Below are 22,631 nucleotides of genomic sequence, written 5' to 3'. Positions count from 1 at the left end.
TCAGCCAACGCGAATCCTCGGGTCCATGATGCCGTAGAGCAGGTCAGCGATCAGGTTCGCGGCCACCACCATCACGGCGACCACGACCAGCCAGCCCATCAGGGTGTTGGGGTCGTTGTGGGCCACCGCCTGCACCAGCAGCGTGCCCATGCCGTGCCAGTTGAACACGGTCTCGGTGATGATCGCGCCGGTGAGCACCTGGCCGAAGTTCACCGAGAACAACGTGGCCACCGGGATCAGCGCGTTGCGGAACGCGTGGCGGAAGATCACCCGCGAGGAGGAGAGCCCCTTCGCGCGGGCGGTGCGCACGTAGTCCATGTTCAGCGTCTCGAGCATCGAAGCGCGCTGGAAACGGCTGTAGGCGGCGAAGCTGATCGCCATGATGGACAACGTGGGCAGCAGATAGGCCCCGCTGTACTTGGCGACGAAATCGCCGAAACCGGTGGAGGTCAGGTTCTCCGGGCTCGTCGTGCGCAACCACGGGTTGCCCAGCCAGTCGGTCAGGCCGAGGTCACGCACCCAGCCGTTGATCTGGATCGCGTAGGTCTTGAGGATCACCGCGACGCAGAAGATCGGCATGGAGAACAGGAAGAACGCCAGCGTGGTCGCCAGGTAGTCGAGGATCGAGTACTGCTTGACCGCGGCCAGCACCCCGACCGCCACACCCACGACCAGCGCCAGGAGCTCGGCGCCCACCACCAGTTTCACGGTGACGTCGAAGGCACCCATGACCTTCGGGAACACCGGCTGCATGGCGTTGCCCTGGGCGACCGAGACACCCCAGTCACCGGTCAGGAAGTTGCCGAGCCAGTGGAAGTAACGCGGAATGAGCGGCAGATCCAGACCGAGTTGCTTTTCGGTCTGCGCGACCGCCACGGGGTCGATGTTGGGCCGGCCTCTCAGCTCGGCCAGCGGGTCCCCTGCGGCGGCCACCATCAGGTAGACCAGGAAGGTCCCGACGAACAGGACTGGGATCGAAATCGCCAGCCTGCGGAAGATGTAGATAACCAGGTTCAACGAGCATGCTCCTCATCCGGGCCTGGCCGGAAGTATGCAGCCGTGCCCCGGTGTCCACCGTAGTGGGGGTCGCCCAACGGTCGACAGCTACTTCCGGAGGAAATCCGGAGGCCGGATTCGTGACCGGCCTCCGGATCCCACCAGGTGATTCAGTCAGTGCTGAAGATCAACCGCGCTTCGCCCACTCACCGGCGTTCCACAGCGCACCGTTGTACGACTGCATGTACACCTTGTCGATGCCCTGGAAGGCCCACATCGACGGGAGCGAGAACAGCGGCAGCGAGGCGTAGTCGTCGGCGAGCGCCGCGTCGGCCTCCTGGTAGTGCTTGATCGCGGTCGCCTCGTCGGTGGCCACCACGGCCTGCGCGAACGCCTGGTCGACCTTCGGGTCGCTCAGGTTCTGCCAGTTCTGGTTACCCGCACCGGTCGCCTTGTTGGCGGTCTCGTACAGCGGCTGCGACTGCGACTTGAACGGAGCCTGCGACCACGCGAACAGCGCGATGTCCCAGTTGCCCGTGCTGACGCGGCCACCGCTGAGGAAGGTCGGGTCGTTGTCGTTCTTGACCTCGATACCCGCGGCCTTGGCCTGCGAGATGACCAGCTCGACGGTCTGGTCACGGCGCGGGTTGTTGTTGTGCGAGATCGTGACCGAGAACCGCTTGCCGTTCTTCTGGTAGATGCCGTCCGAACCCAGGGTCCAGCCGTCGGCCTCGAGGGTCTTCTTCGCCTCGGCGGCGCCCAGGCCGGCCTTCGAGCCGTACAGGTCCTGGTAGCCGTTGTCGTTGGACTGGAAGATCAGGCTGCCCATCGGCTTGACGTCGGACTGGACTTCCTTGAGGAGCTTGTCCGCGATCTCCTGGCGGTTGATCGCCTGGAAGAACGCCTTGCGCGCGGGCAGGTCCTTCAGGATGTCGTTCTTGTAGTTCATGTCCAGGTGCTCGTAGGTGAGCTGCGGCGCGGAGCCGTAGATCACGCCCTGAGCGGCAAGGCCCTTCAGCGTGGTCGCCGCGGTGGCGTCCGGCTGGGTCGAGGCCGCGACCTGGATCTCACCGTTCTGCAGCGCGGTGGCCATCGCCTTGGTGTCCGAGAACGACCGGACGACGATCTTCTTCGGGCCGCCCTTGGCGCCGATCCAGTTCGGGTTCTTCTCCAGGGTGACCGCACCCTGGTTCTGGTCGAACGCGGTGATCATGTACGGGCCGGACGCTGGCATGAGCTCCTTCTTGAAGCCCTTCCACTGGTTCGTCCAGAAGTCGCCGGCCTTCTTCAGCACGGCCGGGTCACTGGTCGGCGTGACCTTCGTGATGTCCGGGATGCCGGTCTGCTGCTCGAGGATGTGCGCCGGAAGCAGCTGGGCGCTGTCGAACAGGCCCTTGTAGTCCACGTACGGCTGCGAGTAGGTGGTGACGAAGGTCTGGTCATCCACGCACTTCGCGTCGTTGATGAGGCTGTAGCCGGTGGTGGAGGCGGCGTTGAAGTCCTTGACCTTGCCGCTGCCGGACAGCCAGCCCAGGTAGAAGTCCTTGCAGTTCCACGGCGCGCCGTCGGACCACTTGACACCCGGCTTGATCTTGTAGGTGACCGTGTACGGGCTCGTGGAGGTCACGTCCCAGGAGTCCAGCACGTCGTTGTTCAGCAGGACCTTGTTGTTGCCGTCCAGCACGTCGGAACCGGCGAGGACCGAGGTGATGACGTAGTAGTTGTACGACGTGTTGGTGTCCGGCGTCTGGTTGTTGTACGCCGAGTAAGCGTCGTCGATGCCGACGGTCACCGGGCCATCCCAGGCCGGTGCGTCACCGAGCTTGAAGGTGCCCGCGCTGGCGTTTTCCGCCTTGCCGACCGCCATGCTCTTGACATCGTTGCTCGAACCGTTCTGGTCCGTACCGCTGTTGGTGCCGTTGCTGCCGCTGCCTCCACCGCAGGCGCTCAGCGCGAGCGCTGCAACCGCGGCCATGGTGACGGCCGAGGCTGCCTTCAGTCTCCTCATTTACGTGTGCCCTCCTAGCACTGGGCCAAAGCCCACACCACTCCGGCGTTGGGCCGGAGCTTATGTCACACCAGACGCACCGTTCCGGCGCACTGCCGGAGAACGCTAGAAAGGGCGGGCACGCGCAGTCACGACCCTTGGAAGGATTGTGACCAAAGGGTGACTTCCAGCTAACGTGTGGACATACGTTGGTTACTTCCCGCCACGTGTCCAGTTTACGGCTGACCCAAATGGCCCAACCATCGCGGGTCCCGGCGTCAGGCCGGAAATGCCGGAGCCGACCGCCAGGGTGTCGGCCGCCTGGAACAGCGGCAGCACGACATGGGTGGCCCACAGCTTCGGTTCCAGCTCGGAAAGCGCTTCGGGCAACGGTTTCGTGCCGGCGAGGGCCGCGTCGATGGCAGGCTGCAGGGCGGTGTCGCAGAACGCCGCGGGATTGGCCGGAACCACCGGCGTGGCCGACGAGGTGCTGTCCTGCTGGCCAGGACGACAACCGAACGTCGAGGCGAGCACCGTCGCCGGGTCACCGTCGACGGGCATCGGGATCACCGCGATGTCGACCGCGACGTTTCCCGACCCGTCCGGCACGTTCTGCCCGGATCTGCTCACCGGCATGGCCAGCTGGCCCGAATACAGATCCCTCGGCGCCGGATTGATCGTGCTCACCTGGACGCCCTGCGCGACGAGCTCGGCGGCCAGTTCCTTGGCGATCGTGGCGTAGGGCTCCTGCTGTCCGGGTGCGGCGATCACCAGGGAAAGCGCCTTGCCGTCCTTGCGCCAGGTTCCCGCGTCCTTGGTGTAACCCGCGGCCTTAAGCAGCCGCTCCGCCTCACCGGGGTTGGCCGAGGCGATGCTGGGGGGAATGGTCACCGCGTAGCCCTGCGCCGAGGGCGGCAGCACTTGGGCGTCCGCCCGGAGCCCGGCCGACGGCCCGCCCGCCGTACCCTTGTCGATCAGCTTGTTCCGGTCGATCAGCGCCGCCACTCCGGCGCGCACACCGTCGTTGGTCAGCGGCCCGCCGGCAGGCCGCAGCAGGACCTGCGCGACGCGCGGGCCCGGCACCGTGTGCAGGGTGACGAGCTCGCCGAGATCCTGCAGCAGCTTCAGGCCGGTCGAATCCGTACGGGACATCACGAACTGGTCGTTGCCGCTGCGCAGCGCGGCCGCCATGCCCGCCCCGTCCGCGCGGCGCAGCACGAGCTGATCCACCGCGGCGGGCTTGTCCCAGTACCGCTCGTTGCGTTCGAGGATGATCTCACCGCGCGCGGTGTCGAGCTGTTTGATGGAGAACGGTCCGCCATAGGCCGGGAAACCGCTCTGCAGTGCCCCTTGCCAGCCGCCTGGCGCGTCCTTCAGCAAGTGCTGCGGCAACAGGTCCGAGAACAACGTCTGCCAGCCCCGGTAGGGCTTGCTGAACACCACCTGGACCCGCTTGCCGCCCTCGCCCGGCTGGATCTGCGAGATCAGCCGGTACCCGGCGGGCTCCGCCACCCCGGGCTGGTTGCGCATCGCGTCGGCGAGATAGGCGAAGTCCTCGACCGCGATCGGCGCGCCGTCCGACCAGGACGCGTCCTGGCGGATCTCGTAGGTCACCGTGAACGGATCCTGCGAGGTCACTTCCGCCGAGCGCATCAGCGTGGTGTCCAGCTTGTACTGCCCGTCGTCGGACTGCCGGAACACCGACGGCAGCAGCAGCTGTGCCAGCGCCGTGGTGATGGTGGACTGATCGGCGAGGTTGTGCGGGTTGTAACCGCCCGCGATGTCGTCCACGCCGATCACGATCTGCGACGGGGCGATCGCGGTGGGCGTGGTGGAGGACTGGGCCACCGGCGAGGTGACCACCGGCGGTGGCGGGGTGGAGGTGCAGGCGGCGAGCACGGCCACGAGCACCAGGATCAGTGCCGCCGCTTTGCCTGTCCGCACGCTGCCTCCCCTGGCGCTCCAGCCCATGATGCCGTCGGCCGATCGGCGGTACCGAGAGTGCCAGACCGGCCGGGACGGTCCCGCACCGCCTCGGGTACCGCCATCAGGTGGACGTATCCGCACCGTGCCTGGTTCCGTGCCGAAACGACGCCGGGGGCCGCACTTTCGGGAAAGTGCGGCCCCCGGCGTCCGGGCGTGCGTCAGCTGTTCTGGTCGCGGCTCTTGGCGCGCGAGCGCTCCTTCGCGCGGGTGGCGATGTCGAGCGTCACCTTGCGCACGCGGACCACGTCCGGCGCCACCTCGACGCATTCGTCGGCGGCGCAGAACTCCAGCGCCTCCTCCAGGCCGAGCTTGCGCGGACGGGCCAGGCGCTCCAGCTCGTCACCGGTGGAGGAGCGCATGTTGGTGAGCTTCTTCTCCTTGGTGATGTTGATGTCGAGGTCCTCGGCGCGCGGGTTCTCCCCGACCACCATGCCCTCGTACACCTCGGCGCCCGGCTCCACGAAGAAGGTGCCGCGGTCGGCCAGCTGGATCATCGCGTAGGCGGTGATCGGGCCCGGGCGGTCGGCGACCAGCGAGCCGCTGTGCCGGGTGCGGATCTCGCCCGCCCACGGGAAGTAGCCCTCGAACACGTGGTTCGCGATGCCGGTACCGCGGGTCTCGGTGAGGAAGTCGGTGCGGAAGCCGATCAGGCCGCGCGCGGGCAGCACGTATTCGAGCCGGATCCGGCCGGTGCCGTTGCCGCCCATGTGCTCCATCCGGCCCTTGCGGGCGGCCATCAGCTGCGTGATGCCGCCGAGATGCTCCTCGGGCGCGTCGATGGTCAGCCGCTCGAACGGCTCGTGCAGCTTGCCGTCGATGGTCTTGGTGACCACCTGCGGCTTGCCGACGGTCAGCTCGAAGCCCTCACGCCGCATCTGCTCCACCAGGATGGCCAGCGCCAGCTCGCCGCGGCCCTGCACCTCCCAGGTGTCGGGCCGCTCGGTGGGCAGCACGCGGATGCTGACGTTACCGATCAGTTCGGCGTCCAGGCGCGCCTTCACCAGGCGAGCGGTGACCTTGTCGCCGCCGTTGCGGCCCGCCAGCGGCGAGGTGTTGACGCCGATGGTCATCGAGATCGCGGGCTCGTCCACGGTGATCCGCGGCAGCGCCTCGGGGTTCTCCAGGTCGGCCAGGGTGTCGCCGATGGTGATGTCCGGGATGCCCGCGATGGCGACCAGTTCGCCCGCCGAGGCCTCCTGGGCGGGGATGCGCTCGAGGGCCTCGGTGACCAGCAGTTCCGAAATGCGGACCGACTGCGTGGAGCCGTCCTCCCGCAGCCAGGCCACGGTCTGGCCCTTGCGGAGCTTGCCGGAGTGGATGCGGATGAGCGCGATCCGGCCGAGGAAGTTCGAGGCGTCGAGGTTGGTCACCAGCGCGCGCAGCGGGCCGTCGACGTCGGCCTTGGGCGGCGGCACGTGCCGCAGCAGGGTCTCGAACAGCGGGTCGAGGTTCTCGCTGTCGGGCAGCGCACCGTCGGCGGGCTGCTGCAGGCTCGCCCGGCCCGCGCGCGCCGAGGCGTACACCACCGGCAGGTCGAGCACCGCGTCGAGATCGGCGTCCTCGATGTCGCCCGCGAGGTCGAGCAGGAGGTCGTGGGTCTCCTCCACGACCTCGGAGATGCGCGCGTCCGGCCGGTCGACCTTGTTCACCACGAGCACGACCGGCAGGCCGGCCTCGAGGGTCTTGCGCAGCACGAACCGCGTCTGCGGCAGCGGGCCTTCGCTCGCGTCGACCAGCAGGACCACGCCGTCGACCATGGCCAGGCCGCGTTCGACCTCACCGCCGAAGTCGGCGTGACCCGGGGTGTCGATCACGTTGATGACGACCGGACCGTCGTCGGTCTGGCGCCGGATGGCCGTGTTCTTCGCGAGGATGGTGATGCCCTTTTCGCGCTCGAGCTCACCGGAGTCCATCACCCGGTCCACCACCTCGGCCCGTTCGGCGAAGGCGCCGGACTGGCGGAGCATGGCGTCGACCAGGGTGGTCTTACCGTGGTCCACGTGTGCCACGATGGCGACGTTGCGGAGATCCGTGCGGATCTTCTCGGCGGTTGCTGCGGGCACGCGAGGGCTCCTGAACACTCAAAAGGCAAAAGGGAAGACCGCGGGGCCGGCTCTGGCCATGGGCGGTCCAGCCCAGGATACCCGCCGACTCCCTGTGACCAGTGCCACGTGCGGCCGCGCGCCCTGTGCCTTTGCCACGAGGAGGGGGCCGTGGGTAGCCGTGAAGGTCCCTTCACGGCCGATTGGCTGTGAAGGGACCCTTCACGGCAGCCCGTCCCTCACAGCAACGTCCGGGGCGGCCGGCCTCAGCTGGTGTGCGCGATCGCCTCGTTGAGCAGCCGCAGTTCCGGCGCGGTCCTGGTCGCCGAGAACTCGATCACCTCGTAGGTCGCCAGATGGTGCAGGGCGAAGGGATCGGAGGCCAGCACGGCGTCCAGCTTGGCCCGGTCCATCGGCCGCGTGATGATCACGCCGCCCGTGCGGGGGTTCCGGCGGCCCGCGGTGAGGAATTCGCCGCTGGCGAAGTGCTTTTCCAGCCACTTCGCGTGGTCGGGAAGGTGGTAGTCGACCTCTACCAGCGGGGCGGTGTAGGTGAGCAAGACGACGTACATACCTCGACGGTAACCCCGCCGTGCCGAGCCGACAGCGGTTCACGGCCACGTTCGCCCGCGCGTTCACCGCAACGGCCGTGCGCTTCCCGGGCGAACCACCCTTTTCGCCCTACTGCTTTCCGCCCCGCCACCGCGCACGCTAGGCTGGCCGCATGCGCAGCTACACCGGTCTGTGGTGGCCGCCCCAACGGCGGTCCCGGAAGGCTGTGCGCTGACACACCGAAACCCCCAGGCCGCCCGATGGGCGGCCTTTGTTGTGTCACAAGGCTCCCGGAGGGCGGCACGAGCCCAAGGGAGCAGTTCATGACCTCCATCCGGTTGTCCGGCATCACCCCGTCCGGTCACGCCCAGCTCGGCAACTACCTCGGGGCGGTCTCCCGCTGGGTCACCGACGGTGGTCCCGACGACCTGTACTTCATCTCCGATCTGCATGCGATGACCACCACACACAACCCGGCGGGACTGCGCTCCCGCGCCACCGAGATGCTGGCCGTGCTGGTGGCCGCCGGGATCCCGCCGGAGAACGTGTTCGTCCAGTCCGATCTGGCCCGCGAGCTCGGCGCGCTCACCTGGATCCTGGAATGCACGTGCAGTTACGGCGAGGCGGCCCGGATGATCCAGTTCAAGGAGAAGGCGGCCGGGCAGGCCGGGGTGCGGCTGAGCCTGCTCACCTACCCGGTGCTGATGGCCGCCGACATCCTGCTGCAGGGCGCCTCGGAGGTGCCGGTCGGTGAGGACCAGAGCCAGCACGTGGAGCTGGCACGGGCGCTGGCACGGCGCTTCAACAGCACCTACGGCGAGGTGTTCACCGTGCCGCGCGCGGTGCTGCCGATCACCGGCGCGCGCGTGCGCGACCTGGCCGATCCGACCCGCAAGATGTCGAAGTCGAACCGCGACGCGGTGGGGGTGGTGTTCGTCCTCGACGAGCCGGACCTGATCCGCCGCAAGATCCGCCGCGCGGTCACCGACACGCAGTCGACCCCCGCGTACGAGCCCGAGGAGCGTCCCGGCGTGTCGAACCTGCTGGAGATCCTCGCCGCCTGCACCGGCACGACCCCGCAGGAAGCGGCTGGGGAGCACGCGAGTTACGGCGCGCTGAAGGAGGCGACCGCGGACGCGGTGATCGAGACGCTGCGCCCGGTCCGGGAGCGGACCAGGGAACTGCTGACCGACCCGGGCGAACTGGAGCGGATCCGCAAGGCGGGGGCGAGCCGCGCCGCCCAGCGCGGCGAGCACCGGCTGCAGTCGGCGCTGCGGCTGATCGGGGCCGCCTGAGCGGTCAGGCGGCGAGCAGGGACCGCAGGTGCGGGAGCAGTTCGAGGTCGGCGGGCAGCCAGCGGACCCGGTCGAGCGCGTCCGGCCTGATCCAGCGCAAACCCTTGTGTTCCAAGGGTTTCGGCTCCGCAGTGGGATCGGCGAGCTCGGCGGCGTACACCCTGAGCACGAGGTTGGCCCGCAGGGGTACGTCCACCCCGACCCGCTCCCCGACGAGCACCTCGACGCCGAGTTCCTCCACGCATTCGCGGCGCAGCGCCTCGGGCTCGGTCTCCCCGGTCTCGACCCGCCCGCCGGGCAGTTCCCACAGGCCGGCCACGTCCGGCGGGTAGGCGCGCTGCTGTGCGAGCAGGGCGCCGCCCCGCACGATGGCCGCCCCGACGATCACACGCGCGCTCATGAGACGGAGACGTTACCGGCTCGCCGCCAGGTCACCTGGAAGCGGGCACCGCCCTCGGGCGACTCGCCCACCGTGACCCGGCCACCGCGCCGCCGCACCGTCTCGGCCACCATCGCCAGGCCCAGCCCGGTGCCCCCGGAGGCCCGCGACCGGTCGTGTTCGACCCGGTAGAACCGGTCGAACACGCGGTCGCAGTGCTCCGGGGGGATGCCGGGCCCGTCGTCGTCCACCACGACCCGCACGGTCGACCGCCCGGCCAGCACCGAGACCACGATCTGCGACTGCGCGTACCGGCAGGCGTTGCGGAGCAGGTTGTTCAGCACCAGCTCGACCTCGGCGTGCGCGGCGTGCGCCCAGGCCGAGCCGACCACACCGCCGACCCTTGCCGGGGGCGAACCCGGGGGCAGCCGGTGCACCGCGGCGCGGGCCTCCGTCACCAGCTCGACGGGTTCCGCGGGCGGCAGCTCCCCGGCGTCCGAGCGCGCCAGCGCGAGCAGGCCGTCCAGCAGCGCGGACAGCCGTTCGGCCTCGGCGAGGATGTCGGCGAGGGTCTCCTGCGAGAGTTCGGGATCGGGATTGGCGACGGCGACCTCGGCCTGCACCCGGATCGAGGCCACCGGTGAGCGCAGTTCGTGCGCGGCGTCGCCGGTGAACCGCCGCAACCGGGCGCTGGCCTCGGCCTGCCGGGCGAGCAGCGCGTTGAACTCCTCGGCGAGCGCGCGCAGCTCGTCGTTCGCCTCCGGAACGGGCAGCCGTTCCCCCTGGGGCAGGGCGCGCACGGACCGGCGCATCCGGGCCACCGGGCGCAGCGCGAGGCGTACCACCAGCCAGGTCGCGGCGGCGGCGAACACCGCGCCGGCCAACGCCGCCGCCAGCAGCCAGTGCGAACCCTCGCGGACCGAGGCGCCGAGACCGGCCAGGCCGGTGCCCGCGACCACCAGCCGGGGTGTGCCGTCGGGCGCGGGCACCATCACCCCGAGCCAGCGCAGCGTGACCGGCTGCCCCGTGCTCACCGGTTCCCCCGCCTTCAGCTCACGCAGGACGGACGGGTCGAGCCGGGACACCGGGGCGCCCCCGTCCACCGGGCTGCCCGCGGTGTCGAGCACTCGCAGCGTGATCCCGTCGGCCTCGGCGGGCAGGCGCCCCGCCCCGACCGCGGCGGCGGCCGGGACGAGCGCGGCACGCAACTCGTCGTCCACGGTCTGCAGCCGCAGCGGCCCGAGCCCGCGCCCGGCCACCACGGCCAGGCCGAGCAGGACGATCAGGGTGACCACCGCCGCGGGCACGGTGATCCGCAGCCACATCGGCCAGCGGGTTCTCACCGGGACAGAACCTCGTCGAGCTGGGAGTCGGAGGCGAGGTAACCGTGGCCGCGCACGGTCCGGACCAGCGCACCCGCGCCCACCGCTTCGAGTTTCCGGCGCACGTAGCCGATGTAGACCTCCACCACGTTGCGGGTGGCGGCCTGCTCGTCGCCCCACACGGCGCGCAGCAGTTCGTCCTTGGTCACGACGGTGCCCGCGCGGCCCACCAGCACCTCCAGCAGCCCGAACTCGCGGGGGCTGAGCGCGACCGGGGCGTCGTGCCAGCGCACCTCACGGGTGGCGCGGTCGACCACCAGCCCGCCGACGCGCACCGGACCACGCAGGCTTTCGCTCGCCGCGCGACGCAGCACCGCGCGCACCTGCGCCACCAGCACCACGAACGAGAAGGGCTTCACCAGGTACCCGTCGGCCCCGAGGTCGAGCCCGTCGGCCTGGTCGATCTCGCCGTCCTTCGCCGAAATGAGCAGCACCGGCGTGCCGATCCCCTCCGCGCGCAACTGCTGCAGCACGCGGTAGCCGGACAGGCCGGGCAGCATGATGTCCAGCAGCACCACGTCGAACGATCCGGTCTGGGCGAGCCGCAGCCCGCCGGGGCCGTCCGCCGCCGTGACCACGTCCATCCCCTCCGACCGCAGCCCTCGGTCCAGCGCCTTGCGCACACCCGGCTCGTCGTCCACCACCAGCACCCGAGGCTTCACGGCGTCCAGCCTGCCCCGCCCGCCCCGGCCAAGTCGAATCCCCGGCCGCCCGTCCGCGCACGCGCAGGGCCGCCACCTGCGCCGGAAACGAACATGATCTCAGGGCTTTCTCAGCATCTCAGTCCGATCTCAGGTCGCATGCGGGAGCGTCATCGGCGGGGACAGAGCACACTGGTGCTCGCCGGAAACAGGGAGAGATCGATGCAACCGAAGACGAAGGCCCTCACCGCCGCCGTCACCGGCTCGGCGCTCGGCATCGCCGGGCTGGCCTGGCTGGCGATGCCCGCCACCGCGGACCCCGCGCCCCGGCTGCCCGCGGTCAGCGCCGAGGACCTGGTGCAGTCGGTGCTCAGCACCCGGACGCCCGCCCTCGACGGCACCGTGAAGGTCGAAAACAACCTGGGGTTGCCGGTGTCCACGCTGCCCGGGGGGACCAGCCTGAACATCGACGCCGCCCGCGTCTACAACGACGGCAACGGCAACGACAAGCTGTCGCTGGAGCAGGGCGGCTCGGACACCACGGTGGTCCACAACGGGGACACGGTCTGGCTGTACACCTCGAAGGACAACACCGCGACCAGGATCACCGTGCCGCCGGAGGCCCTGCGGCACCCCGACGCGGCGAAAACGGCACCGAACGTCCCGAGCGACCCGGCGGCCATCGCCACCCAGCTGCTGGCGAAGGTCCGCGAAAGCAGCACGGTCACCGTGGACGGCACCGCCCGGGTCGCGGGGCGGGCCGCCTACGAGCTGGTGCTGACCCCGAAGCCGACGGAACGCACCCTGCTGCGGGAGGTCCGCATCGCGGTGGACGCCGAAAAGCGGGTTCCGCTGCGGTTGTCGGTGCTGGCCTACGGGTCCGCGAACCCGGCGCTGGAGGTCGGCTTCAGCGACATCGAGTTCGCCGCGCAGCCGGCGAGCGAGTTCCAGTTCACCCCGCCGCAGGGCGCCAAGGTCGTCGAGCAGACGCCGCAGTCGCCGGAGCAGAACAAGGCCATCGACGCCGTCAAGCTGGTCGGCGACGGCTGGGACACCGTGATCACCGGCAAGTTCCGGGCGGATGCGGTCACGCCGCAGCAGGGCAAGGGCCACGGGGGCAGGCAGGCCGACCCCAAGGCGCTGCTCGACCGGTTCGGCAAGCCGGTCACCGGGGCGTTCGGCTCGGGCCACGTGATCGGCACGAACGTCGGCACCGCCCTCATCACCGACGACGGCCGCTTCGCCGCGGGCGCCGTGCCGGAGCAGGTCCTGATCGACGCGCTGGGTGCGAAGTGAGCACCTCGTACGACGTGCGGAACGGGGCGGGCGTCTCGAAGGGGGCGCCCGCCCCGGCCGGGGCACTGGCCGCGCGGACCAGGGGGCTGCGCAAGGTGTACCGGAACACGGTCGCGGTGGACCAGGTCGATCTGGAGGTGCCCGCCGGGGCGGTGCTCGGCATGCTCGGGCCCAACGGGTCCGGCAAGACCACCACCATCCGGATGCTGCTCGGCCTGGTCCGCCCCACCGAGGGCGAGGTGGAACTGCTGGGTCACCGCATGCCCGACGGGGCGGAGAAGGCCCTGCCGGACGTGGGCGCGCTGGTCGAAGGGCCGGGTTTCCACCCCTTCCTGTCCGGGCGCGAGAACCTGTACCGGATGGCGGCCGCCGAACCCCGGCTGTCCTCTTCGGACATTCCGAAGGCGGTGGAGCGGGCACTGGACCGGGTGGGGCTCACCGGCGCCGCCCACCGGCGCTACCGGGGGTACTCGCTGGGCATGAAGCAGCGCCTGGGCCTGGCCGGGGCGCTGCTGGTGCCGCGCCGGATGGTGGTGCTCGACGAGCCCACCAACGGGCTGGACCCGGCGGGCACCCGCGAGATCCGCAAGATCATCGGCGAACTGCACGAGGACGGGGTCACCGTGGTGGTCTCCTCGCACCTGCTCACGGAGGTCGAGGCGACCTGCACGCACGTCGCCGTGCTGCACGACGGCACCGTGGTGGCGCAGGGCGAGCTGGACGTGCTGCTGGAGGCGGGCAGCAGCGGGCTCGTGGTGTCCACACCGGACGGTGACAGGGCACTGGAGGCGCTGCGGGCGGCGAGGATTCCGGCCAAGCTGACGCCGGAGGGCGTGCGGGCCGATCTGACCACGGCCGAGGCGCCGCAGGTGGTGGCCACCCTCGTGCGGGCCGGGATCGCGGTGCACGAGGCCACCAGGGAACGCACCGGGCTGGAGGACCTCTTCGCCCGGCTGACGCAGCACGAGGCGGAGCCCGGCGGGCTGCCCGAAGTGGACGAGGTGAACGCATGACGGCGTCGACGCTGACCGAAACACCGGCGGCCCCGCGCGTGCTCGCGCGCACCCGCGTGCCGTTGGCCCGGCTCTACCGGGCCGAACTGCGGTGGATCTACCGCCGCCCCCGCACGTTGATCGTGCTCGGGCTGCTGGCGCTGGTGCCCGCGGTGACGGGCATCGGGCTGGCCGTGGCCCGCTCCTCGGGCGCCGGGGGCGGCGGGAACGCCGACGGACTGCTCACCGTGGCCGCCGGGAACGCACTGGTGCTGCCGATCGCCGCGCTCACCATGACCCTCAACCTGCTGCTCCCGCTGACCACGGCGATGTCCTCGGCGGACGCCCTGGCCGGTGAAGCCGGCCAGGGCACACTGAGGGGCTGGCTGCTCGCCCCCGTGGGCCGGGGACGGCTGCTGGCGGTGAAGGCGCTCGGCATGGCCACCTTCACGCTCACCGCGGTGGTGCTGATGACGATCGTCGGGGTGGTCACCGGGCTGGTGATCAACGGCACCGGCTCCCTGTTCACCCTCTCCGGCACCACCTTGTCCTTTGTGGACACCCTGGGCAGGCTGGCCGTCGCGGCGGGCTGGGTGACCCTCCAGATGTGGGCGATCGGTGCGGTGGCGCTGGCCGTGTCCGCCTGCACCGAGCACCCGATGCTCGTGGTGGTCTCGGTGCTGGCGGGCACCGTGGTCTCCACCGTGCTGCTCCTGCTGTCGGCGGTGGACTGGCTCCACCCGTTCCTGCTGCCGCAGTCGTGGCCCGCGCTCGCCGACGTGGTGCGTGATCCGATGCCCGTCGACGGGCTCGCCCAGGGCGCCCTCCGGGCGGCCTGCTACATCGCGATCGGGCTTTCCCTCGCCTACGCCCGCATCACGACGAAGGACGGGTGAAGTCGAGGATCCGGCGCCAGGCATCCGCGCACGCCTGCGCCCACTCGCCGGAAGAACGGTCGAAGAAGGAGTGCGGCGCGGACTCGTAGATCCGCATCTCGTGGTCCGCGCCCGCCTCGGTGAGCCGGGCCGCGAAATCCTCGAACTCCTGGCGCGGGGTCACCTCGTCGTCCCCGGCGACGAGGAGCAGCATCCGCTTCGTCACGCTGCCGACGACGTCCTCGACCAGACTGGGGCGGCCGTAGAAGCCGATCACCCCGGCCAGGTCGAGGCCGGAGGCGGCCAGCCGCCAGGACTGGCTGCCGCCGAAGCAGAACCCGACGGTGTAGGCAGGGCTCGTGGTGTGGCCGGACAGGTGCGCCAGGGCCGCCGCCACGTCGATTTCGACTTCGCCGGGCCGCACGCTCGGCAGATACCGTTGCCAGTCGAAGGAATCGTCGCGCTCCCCGGCACCGGCCGTGCGGCCGTAGTAGTCCACCGCGATGGTGGCGAAACCGGCTTCGGCGAACCGCTGGGCCAGTGCGGTGTAGTACGGGTGGACCCCGCGCACGTCGGGGAGGATCACCATCCGGCCCCGCGGCGGCCCCGCCGGAAGCGCGTAGTAGGCGGGAACGGCGGTGCCGTCCGCCGAGGTCAGCGTCAGTGGGCCGTGCCCGGCCACCTCCTTCGGCTCCGGCGGGGCGGGCGGCAGGCCCTCGGCGCTGTGACACATGATCGGCTCCTTTCGTCTCGGCCCATGCTGGCCGGGTACCGGCCCCGCTCCCAGGCCCGGCGTTTGCTGGTACCGGCAGGGCCACCCTTTCCGGCCGCCCGCCGGGCAGACTGGAGGGCGTGGACGAATTGGGCGAGTTCCTTCGCTCCCGGCGGGCGCGCCTGGACCCCGCACAGGCGGGTTTCCCGGCCGGGAACAGGCGCCGGGTGTCCGGGCTGCGGCGGGACGAGGTGGCCCAGCTGGCCGGGATCAGCGTCGAGTACTACATCCGGCTCGAACAGGGCCGGGCCGGGCAGCCATCGCACCAGGTCCTCACCGCGCTCGCCCGCGCGCTCGGCCTCGACGAAGTCGAGGAGCGCCACCTGCACGACCTCGCCGGCCCGCCCGCGAAGCCCCGGCCGCGGGCGAACCCGGCGCGCAGGGAACTCGTGGACCTGCTCCGGCGGATGACCGGTATCCCCGCGCTGGTGACCAACCACCGGCTCGACGTGCTCGCCTGGAACCGCCTCGCCGCGCACCTGTTCTTCGACTTCGAGCGGACCCCGGCGAAACGGCGCAACCTCGGCCGGTTCGCCTTCCTCGATCCGGCTTCCCGCGAGATCTTCGCCGACTGGCCGGAGGTCGCCCGCGCCACGGTGGGGCAGCTCCGCCTCGCCGCCGGGCGGAACCCCGGCGACCAGGCGCTGGCCACGCTGCTCGGCGAGCTGACCATGAACAGCCCGGACTTCGAGGACCTGTGGTCCCGGCGGGACGTGCGCGAGCGCACCCACGGCCGCAAGCGGTTCCGGCATCCGGTGGCCGGGGAGCTCACGCTGCGGTTCGAGAACTTCGTCCTGCCCGACGCCTCCGGGCAGCGGCTGACCACCTTCACGCCCGAGCCCGAGTCCGAGGAAGCACTGGCGCTGCTGGCCATGTGGGCGGGCTGAACCCTCAGCCGCCGATCAGGACGATCCCGTCGGCGTCCGGCTCGAGACGGATCGAATCGCCCGGTCCGATCTCCGCACCCACCGGGGCCACTGCGTCCACTGTGGAATCCGAGGTGCGGACACGCAGCCGCAGGTGGTCACGCCGGTGTGCCATGGCCAGGACCTCACCCGGTGTCCCGGTGCGCGACCGCCGCAGCCCGTGCGGGCGCAGACCCACTCGCACCGGGCCGTCCGGGGCCTGCTCGGCAAGGGCCACCTCGCCGAACGGGAACCGGACCACGCCACCGGCCGCCTCACCGTCGAAGAACGCCGTCACCCCGAGGAAGGCGGCGACCTCCTCGTCCACCGGGTGCCGCCACACCGCACGCACCTCGCCCGTCTGCCGCACCCGCCCGTCCAGCAGCACGGCCACCCGGTCGGCGAGGGTGAACGCCTCCTCCTGGTCGTGCGTGACCAGCAGGGTCGTGGTCTTGGCGCGCCGCAGCACCTCGGCGAGCTCCATCGCGAGCTGCTCGCGCAGTGCGGCGTCCAAACCGGACAGTGGCTCGTCGAGCAGGAGCAGCTTCGGCCGCGGCGCCAGCGCCCGGGCCAGCGCCACCCGTTGCGCCTCGCCGCCGGACAGCTCGGTGACCCGGCGCCGCTCGTACCCGCTCAGGCCGACCAGCTCCAGCAGCCCGCTCACCCGCTGCTCCCGCTCACGAGCGGGAAGGCCGTCCATGCGCAGCCCGAAGGCTACGTTGCCCGCGACATCGCGGTGCGGGAAGAGCTGACCGTCCTGGAACACCAGGCCGAAACCCCGGCGGTGGACCGGGACCTGCGCCAGATCCTCACCGTCCCAGCGGATTTCGCCCGAGACCAGTGGCTCCAGCCCGGTGATCGCCCGCAGCAGCGTCGACTTACCCGACCCGGAAGGTCCCAGCAACGCCAGCACCTCACCGTCGGCGATGTCGAGCGCGGCATCGCGCACCGCGGTGAACGACCGGTAGGCCACGGTGAGCCCCTTGACCGTGAGCGCCATGCTCAGAACTCCCCCACCCGGCCGGAACCGAACCGGTCGATCAGGACCACGGCCGCCGCGGTGACCAGCATCAGCAGGGTGCACGCGGCGTAGGCCATCTGGTTGTTCAACTGCCCGGGACGGGCCAGCAGCGAAGCGATCGCCACCGGCAGCGTGGGTGCCTGCGGCCGGGCGAGAAAGCTCGTCGCGCCGAATTCACCGAGCGCGACCACATAACCGAACCCCGCCGCGGCGACCAGTGCTCGCACCGTCATCGGGAAGTCGATCTCCCGCCACACGCGCAGCGGGCCCGCGCCCAGCGTCGCGGCGGCCTGCCGGAGGCGGTCGTCGACCGACCGCAGCAGGGGCAGCACCATCCGCACCACGACCGGGATGATGACCAGCGCCTGGGCCAGCGGCACCAGCAGCGGGGAGGTGCGCAGCTCGCCCGGCAGCGCGTCCAGCGTGATCAGGTAGCCGAAGCCGACGGTGACCGCGGAAACCCCGAGCGGCAGCATGAGCGCGGCGTCCATCGTCTCCGCCAGGCCGTGCGCGGTGCGGCCCGGCGCCCGCCGCAGTGCGACCACGAGCACCGACGCCGACACCCCGACCAGCAGGGCGAGCACCGTCGCGTCAGTCGCGGTCCGCAGGGACTGGACGGCCGCGTCCCAGCCCGAGACCTGGAGCGTGCCGTCGTCGCCGTGCCCCGCCAGCGCTCGGTAACCGGCAAGGCTCCATCCGTCCGAAGTGGACAGCGCCCGCACGACGAGCGCGACGATCGGGGTGAGCAGCAGGCCCAGCACGGCCAGTGCCGCGCCCACCACCCACCACTCGCCGCCGGTGGGCCGCCGCGCGGTCTCCCGCCGGGCCCGCAGGCGCAGCGACGTTTCCCGGCGCCGCCGGGCCGCCGCGCCCACCACCAGCGCCGCGAGCACCGCCGCGATCTGGACCAGCGACAACGCGGCCGCCCCGGTCAGGTCCAGCAGGTTCTCGGTCCGGAGGTAGATCTCGGTCTCCAGCGTGCGCAGCCGCGCACCGCCGAGCACCAGCACCACCCCGAAACTGGTGGCGCAGAACAGGAACACCACCGCCGCCGCGGAGGTGATCGCCGGGAGCAGCGCGGGCAGCGTCACCGAACGGAAGGCACGCCACCGCGAGGCGCCGAGGGTGCGCGCCGCGTCCTCCGCGCGCGCATCCCAGTGCGCCCACACTCCGGCGACGGTGCGCGCCACCACCGCCACGTTGAAGAAGGCGTCGGCCAGGACGAGCGGCACGACCCCGCCGTCCGGCCACAACGTCCGGAACGCCAGCCCCACCACCACGGTGGGCAACACGAACGGCACCAGCACCAGGGTCCGCACCAGGCCGACCCACGGCAGGCGCACCCTGGCGAGCACGAACGCCACCGGGAGTCCGGCCAGCACCGCGAGCACGGTCGAAGCGGTCGCCTGTGCGACGGTGAACCCCGCCAGCCGCCAGGTCTGCCCGTCGGCGAGCACCGCGAGCAGCCCGTCCCCGGCGAACCCGCGCCGCAGGATCGCCAGCACCGGCCAGGCGAAGAAGACCACCAGGAAGGCGAGCGGCACCAGGGCGAGCAGCCCCAGCCCCGCGCGGCCTACTGGCCGAGCAGCGAACGCCACTGCCCGATCCAGCGCTCCCGGCCCTCCTGGACGCGCGCCCCCGGCAGGGCCGCCGGGTTCTGCGGCAGCGGGGCCGCCTCGGCCCAGCCCTTGGGCAGCTCGACGCCCTGACGGGACGGATAGACGTACATGTTGTCCGCCACCGTCGCCTGGAACTGCTGCGAGAGCAGGAAGTCGATCACCTTGCGGGCCTTGTCGGGCTGTTTGGTGCCGGTGAGCACGCCCGCGTACTCGACCTGCCGGTAGCAGGTGTCGAGCAGGGCCTTCGTGCGCGGCTTGCCGTCGTCACCGATCTCGGCCGCGGGCGAGGAGGCGTAGGACACCACGATCGGCCGGGGCCCCTTGCCGGAAGATCCGGAGAAGTCCTGGGTGTAGGCCTCCTCCCAGCCGCTGACCGTCTTGACGCCGTTGTTCTTCAACGCCGTCCAGTACGCCTGCCAGTCCTGCTCGCCGTACCGGGCGACGGTGCCGAGCAGGAACGCCAGCCCCGGGGATGAGGTCGCCGGGTTCTCCACCACGAGCAGGTCCTTGTAGCGGGGATCGGTGAGGTCGGCGTAGCTCGCCGGTGCCGGGATGCCCTTCGCGGCGAACCACCCGGTGTCCACGTTCAGGCACACGTCGCCCACGTCCACCGCGGACAGCCGGTGCTCGGAATCGGCGGCGTACCGCTGAGGTCCGCGATCGGCCTCCGGGCTGGTGTAGGAGTCGAAGACGCCCTCGGCCAGCGCGCGGGAGGCGAAGGTCGAATCGACGCCGTAGGCGACGTCCCCGATCGGGATGGCCTTGCTCAGCACGAGCGAGTTCGTCAGTGCTCCCGCGTCGCCCTTCTTGACGACGGCGATCTTGATCCCGGTCTGCTGCGCGAAGGCGTCCAGCACCTGCTGGGGCGCGGCCCAGGAATCGTGCGTGACCAGGGTGACGGTGCCCCCGGTGGTGCCCTCCGATCCGCCGATCAGGGTACAGCCCGCGGTCAGTGCCCCCACCAGCGCGAGCACCAGTCCCGCGCCCCACTTGCCTCTCATGGCCCTCCTTGCCGTGGCCGGCACGAGGAAACCGAGGGCCTCCCTGCGCCGGCATGATCCGGATCAGGTGCGAACGGTCGCGGGCGCACCACCCGCCTCTCAGCCCGGCCGCACACCGGGCTCCCGTGGCAACCGTGCAGCGTACCCGTTCGCGTACCACGATGGACCACATGGCGGAACTACTGACCGACGACGAGATCTCCGACGCCCTGACCAAACTGCCGCACTGGCACGTCAAGGAGGGCCCCGGCGGGGAGCGCGGCCGCGCCGAGGGCGCGGAGTTCGAACGCACGGCCGAACTCGGCACCTTCACCCAGGCGATCCAGGCGGTCAACCGTATCGCGGAGATCGCCGAAAGCCTCAATCACCACCCGGACATCGACATCCGGTGGCGGAACCTGACCTTCCACCTGAGCACGCATTCGGCGGGCGGACTGACCCGGAAGGACGCGTCGCTCGCCGAGCAGATCGACGAGGTGATCGACGCTCTCTGACCCCATCCGGTTCCTTTCCCGGAAAGCACGCAAAGCGGCCGGTTCCCTGCGCTCGGTGAGTGCCATTTCGGCCCCCTGACCGGCCGCTATCACTTCCGCCGCCCCGCCACCTCACGCGGGGCGGCGTTTTCACACTGTTGATCTGTGCGAATACTCACTCACCGGTGACTTCGCCCTGTGCCATTCGTACGCTGCGTTCGGTTTCCACAATAACAGGCGGGTAACGGATCAATCACCCGCAGTATGAGAACGGTACTGAAATGGCGGGTCGCCACAGAGCGAAAAAGAACAGAAAATTGCCGGTGCTGGCCGCCGTGACGGCCGCGTTCCTCCTGGGCTTCACGGTCTGGGTGACCGGTGGGCCCTGGCAGTCCCACACACCCACCCTCGCCATGCAGGCGAGTCTGCCGACGGCCGCGAGCACCCTGCTGGCGGCTTCCGGCACGCCCACGACGGACGGCACCTCCTCGAGCGCGGCGACGAGCACCCCGGCCTCGTCGTCGTCCACCACGACCATCACCAGGAGGACGACCACCAGCACGCCGCCGGCCTCGGCCACGGCGTCGAGCACCGCATCCACCACCGCGCCCGCCGTGGCATCGAGCACGGCGCCGATCGCTCAGGCCTCCCCGGATCCGACGGCTCCTGCCGTCGCGGTCGTCGCACCGGTCGCGCCGGTGGCGCCGACCACGACCACCCCGAAGGTCGTGCAGGCCTGTTCGACGGACCTCGACGGCGCCCAGCCGAACGCCGCCATGGTGGGCAACTACCTCAGGAAACTGTTCCCCGTGAGCCAGATCCTCGGCCGCGGTGACCGGGCCGAGCCCGGGGACCATCCGGCGGGACTGGCCCTCGACTTCATGGTCAACACCTCGACCGGGAACGCACTCGCCGATTTCGTGCTGGCGAACCGTGACCGGCTCGGCGTGAAGTACGTGATCTGGCGGCAGCGCTACAACGACGGCAGCGGGTGGTCCGCGATGCCGGACCGCGGCAGCGTCACCGCCAACCACTACGACCATGTGCACGTGTCGTTCAATGCCGGCACGGCGGTCCTGGTGAGCTGCTGACCCCCTTTTCGGGTTAAACCCGATGGGGTGGAGCACGGCTGCCGGAGGTCTCATCCTCCGGCAGCCGTTCCGTTTCCGCCGTACTTTCACGGGCTGACCAGTCCCACACCGTGAAGGGAACACCATGCCGGAGCACCACCCTGGCGAAGCACCGCAGACCGGGCAAACCCCGCCGCACGCTCGTCGGCGGAAGCTGCGGTGGCTGGCCATCGCCGTGCCACTGGTGCTACTGCTCGCCCTGGTGATCGCCACCGTCGTCAACGGCCACACCAGGCACAAGGACAAGGCGGCCTCCGGCACCGTCGCTGCGGGTGACGCCGCGACCGCGCAACCCGATCTGACCTGGGGTCAGCGATTCACCTGGCAGAACGGGCTCACGGTGCAGGTCGAGGCACCGGCGCCGTACACCCCCTCGCAGAACGCGAACATGGACCCGGACCGCTCGATCATCCTGAACATCACCCTCACCAACGGCGGCACCACGCCGTACCAGTTCAACTGGACGGTCTTCGGCCCGAACGCCACGTTCAACGGGGAGGCGGCCAACTCGATCGTCGACGCCGACCGGGGTGTCGGCGTACCACCGCTCACCACCATCGCTCCTGGGCAGTCCTACACCTACCAGTGGGCCTTTGCCGCCACCGAAGACCCCGGCGTGCTCCGCCTGGAGTTCCAGCCCGATTTCGGCGGCCAGAAGGCGATCTTCACCGGTACCGCGTGACGCTCCCCGTACTCAGGCCGCCGGGGCCCGGCCGACCCGCCGGGCGGCCAGCGGATCGCGCAGCAGCAGGGCGGAATTGTCGGCGAAGTCGACCCGGATCACCCGCACCGGCGGGATGCTGCGCCCCACGTAGGGCGCGGTGCAGCCGCGGAGCCGACCGGCATCGAGTTCGCAGAACGTGGTGAACAGGGGTTCGCCGGGCGCGGGAAGGTGGAACAGCTTCGTCGTGTACACCACCGCCACCCGGTGTGTGGTCACGGCCAGGCGCGCTTCTCCCCGGCTGTGGGCGAAATGGTCCCCGAAGGAGACGGCGTCCTGGTCCGGGCGCTGCGCCAGCACCAGGAAGGCCACGCCGGGGTCGTCGGTCCACTCCTGTTCGAGCACCCCCTCCGCGGGCAGCGGCCAGCGGGAAGCACCCAGCTCCAGCGGCGGCATCGCGCTCAGCGGTTCATGGGGCAGGCGGGTTTCGCCGCCGATGCGCGCCCGCACGTAGCCGCGCAGGGGAGCACAGCCGAACCACAACCGCTCACCCGGCCGGAGCCAGAACCGGGTCAGCTCGTCGTGGACGACCTCGTAGTCCTCGTGCGCGATGCGGTCCGTCATGG

The 22,631-nt window shown here is 70.8% G+C and carries 22 protein-coding genes and 1 riboswitch; of the genes, 8 read left to right on the top strand and 14 right to left on the bottom strand.

The window, feature by feature from the left end:
* The 5 genes from ORV05_RS02725 to ORV05_RS02705 all read right to left on the bottom strand — a co-directional run bounded on the left by ORV05_RS02725 (window position 1) and on the right by ORV05_RS02705 (window position 7,583).
* A complete protein-coding gene (locus ORV05_RS02725; protein WP_268756876.1) occupies window positions 1-1,017 on the bottom strand; it encodes an ABC transporter permease in 1,017 nt (338 codons plus the stop codon).
* A gap of 166 nt (window positions 1,018-1,183) precedes the next feature.
* On the bottom strand, window positions 1,184-3,004 hold the full coding sequence (locus ORV05_RS02720) for an ABC transporter family substrate-binding protein (RefSeq protein ID WP_268756875.1): 1,821 nt from the start codon (window positions 3,002-3,004) through the stop codon (window positions 1,184-1,186).
* A 192-nt stretch (window positions 3,005-3,196) separates the two neighbouring features.
* Window positions 3,197-4,954, bottom strand: a complete 1,758-nt coding sequence (locus ORV05_RS02715) for an ABC transporter family substrate-binding protein (RefSeq protein ID WP_268756874.1) — start codon at window positions 4,952-4,954, stop codon at window positions 3,197-3,199.
* Window positions 4,955-5,127: 173 nt separating this feature from the next.
* Window positions 5,128-7,032: a translational GTPase TypA gene (typA, locus tag ORV05_RS02710; protein WP_268756873.1), complete on the bottom strand. Its 1,905-nt coding sequence runs from the start codon at window positions 7,030-7,032 to the stop codon at window positions 5,128-5,130.
* Between the two features lie 245 nt (window positions 7,033-7,277).
* Window positions 7,278-7,583, bottom strand: a complete 306-nt coding sequence (locus tag ORV05_RS02705; RefSeq protein ID WP_144585006.1) for a YciI family protein — start codon at window positions 7,581-7,583, stop codon at window positions 7,278-7,280.
* A gap of 303 nt (window positions 7,584-7,886) precedes the next feature.
* On the opposite strand from ORV05_RS02705, the gene trpS reads away from it, so the two are divergent.
* Window positions 7,887-8,858: a tryptophan--tRNA ligase gene (gene trpS, locus ORV05_RS02700; RefSeq protein WP_268756872.1), complete on the top strand. Its 972-nt coding sequence runs from the start codon at window positions 7,887-7,889 to the stop codon at window positions 8,856-8,858.
* A 4-nt stretch (window positions 8,859-8,862) separates the two neighbouring features.
* Here trpS and ORV05_RS02695 read toward each other — a convergent pair whose 3' ends face one another.
* From ORV05_RS02695 to ORV05_RS02685, 3 genes are read right to left on the bottom strand one after another with little or no spacing between them, the layout of a single operon-like run.
* Window positions 8,863-9,258, bottom strand: a complete 396-nt coding sequence (locus tag ORV05_RS02695; RefSeq protein ID WP_268756871.1) for a (deoxy)nucleoside triphosphate pyrophosphohydrolase — start codon at window positions 9,256-9,258, stop codon at window positions 8,863-8,865.
* Complete coding sequence (locus ORV05_RS02690) at window positions 9,255-10,562, bottom strand: sensor histidine kinase (RefSeq protein WP_268759664.1); 1,308 nt, start codon at window positions 10,560-10,562, stop codon at window positions 9,255-9,257. The genes ORV05_RS02695 and ORV05_RS02690 overlap by 4 nt, the downstream gene beginning before the upstream one ends.
* A gap of 14 nt (window positions 10,563-10,576) precedes the next feature.
* Window positions 10,577-11,281, bottom strand: coding sequence for a response regulator transcription factor (locus ORV05_RS02685; protein ID WP_268756870.1), 705 nt, complete (start codon window positions 11,279-11,281; stop codon window positions 10,577-10,579).
* Window positions 11,282-11,482: 201 nt separating this feature from the next.
* Here ORV05_RS02685 and ORV05_RS02680 point away from each other — a divergent pair, with 201 nt between their 5' ends.
* From ORV05_RS02680 to ORV05_RS02670, 3 genes are read left to right on the top strand one after another with little or no spacing between them, the layout of a single operon-like run.
* A complete protein-coding gene (locus ORV05_RS02680; protein ID WP_268756869.1) occupies window positions 11,483-12,556 on the top strand; it encodes a LolA family protein in 1,074 nt (357 codons plus the stop codon).
* Window positions 12,553-13,569: an ABC transporter ATP-binding protein gene (locus ORV05_RS02675; RefSeq protein ID WP_268756868.1), complete on the top strand. Its 1,017-nt coding sequence runs from the start codon at window positions 12,553-12,555 to the stop codon at window positions 13,567-13,569. Before ORV05_RS02680 ends, ORV05_RS02675 begins: the two co-directional genes overlap by 4 nt.
* Window positions 13,566-14,444, top strand: a complete 879-nt coding sequence (locus ORV05_RS02670; RefSeq protein ID WP_268756867.1) for an ABC transporter permease — start codon at window positions 13,566-13,568, stop codon at window positions 14,442-14,444. Before ORV05_RS02675 ends, ORV05_RS02670 begins: the two co-directional genes overlap by 4 nt.
* Here ORV05_RS02670 and ORV05_RS02665 read toward each other — a convergent pair.
* The gene (locus ORV05_RS02665; RefSeq protein ID WP_268756866.1) at window positions 14,425-15,156 is read right to left on the bottom strand and encodes a dienelactone hydrolase family protein; all 732 of its coding nucleotides are present in this window, start codon (window positions 15,154-15,156) and stop codon (window positions 14,425-14,427) included. The two genes, ORV05_RS02670 and ORV05_RS02665, sit on opposite strands and share 20 nt — an antisense overlap.
* A 119-nt stretch (window positions 15,157-15,275) precedes the next feature.
* Between ORV05_RS02665 and ORV05_RS02660 the strand changes: the two genes are divergently transcribed.
* Entirely contained in the window at window positions 15,276-16,082 is an 807-nt protein-coding gene (locus tag ORV05_RS02660) for a helix-turn-helix transcriptional regulator (protein ID WP_268756865.1), read from the top strand.
* 4 nt (window positions 16,083-16,086) lie between these two features.
* On the opposite strand, the gene ORV05_RS02655 is transcribed toward ORV05_RS02660, so the two are convergent.
* From ORV05_RS02655 to ORV05_RS02645, 3 genes are read right to left on the bottom strand one after another with little or no spacing between them, the layout of a single operon-like run.
* Window positions 16,087-17,100, bottom strand: a complete 1,014-nt coding sequence (locus tag ORV05_RS02655) for an ABC transporter ATP-binding protein (RefSeq protein WP_268756864.1) — start codon at window positions 17,098-17,100, stop codon at window positions 16,087-16,089.
* A 2-nt stretch (window positions 17,101-17,102) separates the two neighbouring features.
* Entirely contained in the window at window positions 17,103-18,668 is a 1,566-nt protein-coding gene (locus tag ORV05_RS02650) for an ABC transporter permease (RefSeq protein WP_268759663.1), read from the bottom strand.
* A gap of 26 nt (window positions 18,669-18,694) precedes the next feature.
* A complete protein-coding gene (locus ORV05_RS02645) occupies window positions 18,695-19,741 on the bottom strand; it encodes a thiamine ABC transporter substrate-binding protein (RefSeq protein ID WP_268756863.1) in 1,047 nt (348 codons plus the stop codon).
* A gap of 23 nt (window positions 19,742-19,764) precedes the next feature.
* A riboswitch (TPP riboswitch) is annotated at window positions 19,765-19,878 on the bottom strand.
* Between the two features lie 33 nt (window positions 19,879-19,911).
* On the opposite strand from ORV05_RS02645, the gene ORV05_RS02640 reads away from it, so the two are divergent.
* Complete coding sequence (locus tag ORV05_RS02640) at window positions 19,912-20,235, top strand: 4a-hydroxytetrahydrobiopterin dehydratase (protein WP_268756862.1); 324 nt, start codon at window positions 19,912-19,914, stop codon at window positions 20,233-20,235.
* 232 nt (window positions 20,236-20,467) lie between these two features.
* Here the strand turns inward: ORV05_RS02640 and ORV05_RS02635 are convergent, their stop codons facing one another.
* Entirely contained in the window at window positions 20,468-20,842 is a 375-nt protein-coding gene (locus tag ORV05_RS02635; RefSeq protein ID WP_268756861.1) for a hypothetical protein, read from the bottom strand.
* On the opposite strand from ORV05_RS02635, the gene ORV05_RS02630 reads away from it, so the two are divergent.
* On the top strand, window positions 20,829-21,305 hold the full coding sequence (locus ORV05_RS02630; protein WP_268756860.1) for a hypothetical protein: 477 nt from the start codon (window positions 20,829-20,831) through the stop codon (window positions 21,303-21,305). The genes ORV05_RS02635 and ORV05_RS02630 overlap by 14 nt on opposite strands.
* A 124-nt stretch (window positions 21,306-21,429) precedes the next feature.
* The gene (locus ORV05_RS02625) at window positions 21,430-22,026 is read left to right on the top strand and encodes a hypothetical protein (protein WP_268756859.1); all 597 of its coding nucleotides are present in this window, start codon (window positions 21,430-21,432) and stop codon (window positions 22,024-22,026) included.
* A 12-nt stretch (window positions 22,027-22,038) separates the two neighbouring features.
* On the opposite strand, the gene ORV05_RS02620 is transcribed toward ORV05_RS02625, so the two are convergent.
* Entirely contained in the window at window positions 22,039-22,629 is a 591-nt protein-coding gene (locus ORV05_RS02620) for a hypothetical protein (RefSeq protein WP_268756858.1), read from the bottom strand.
* Between the last annotated feature and the right edge of the window lie 2 nt (window positions 22,630-22,631).

Origin of the sequence: Amycolatopsis cynarae, from assembly GCF_026802195.1 — a bacterium.
GTDB classification, from domain to species: domain Bacteria; phylum Actinomycetota; class Actinomycetes; order Mycobacteriales; family Pseudonocardiaceae; genus Amycolatopsis_E; species Amycolatopsis_E rhizosphaerae.
Note: the sequence above shows the minus strand (reverse complement) of the source record. Positions and strands in the feature narration are given on the sequence as shown.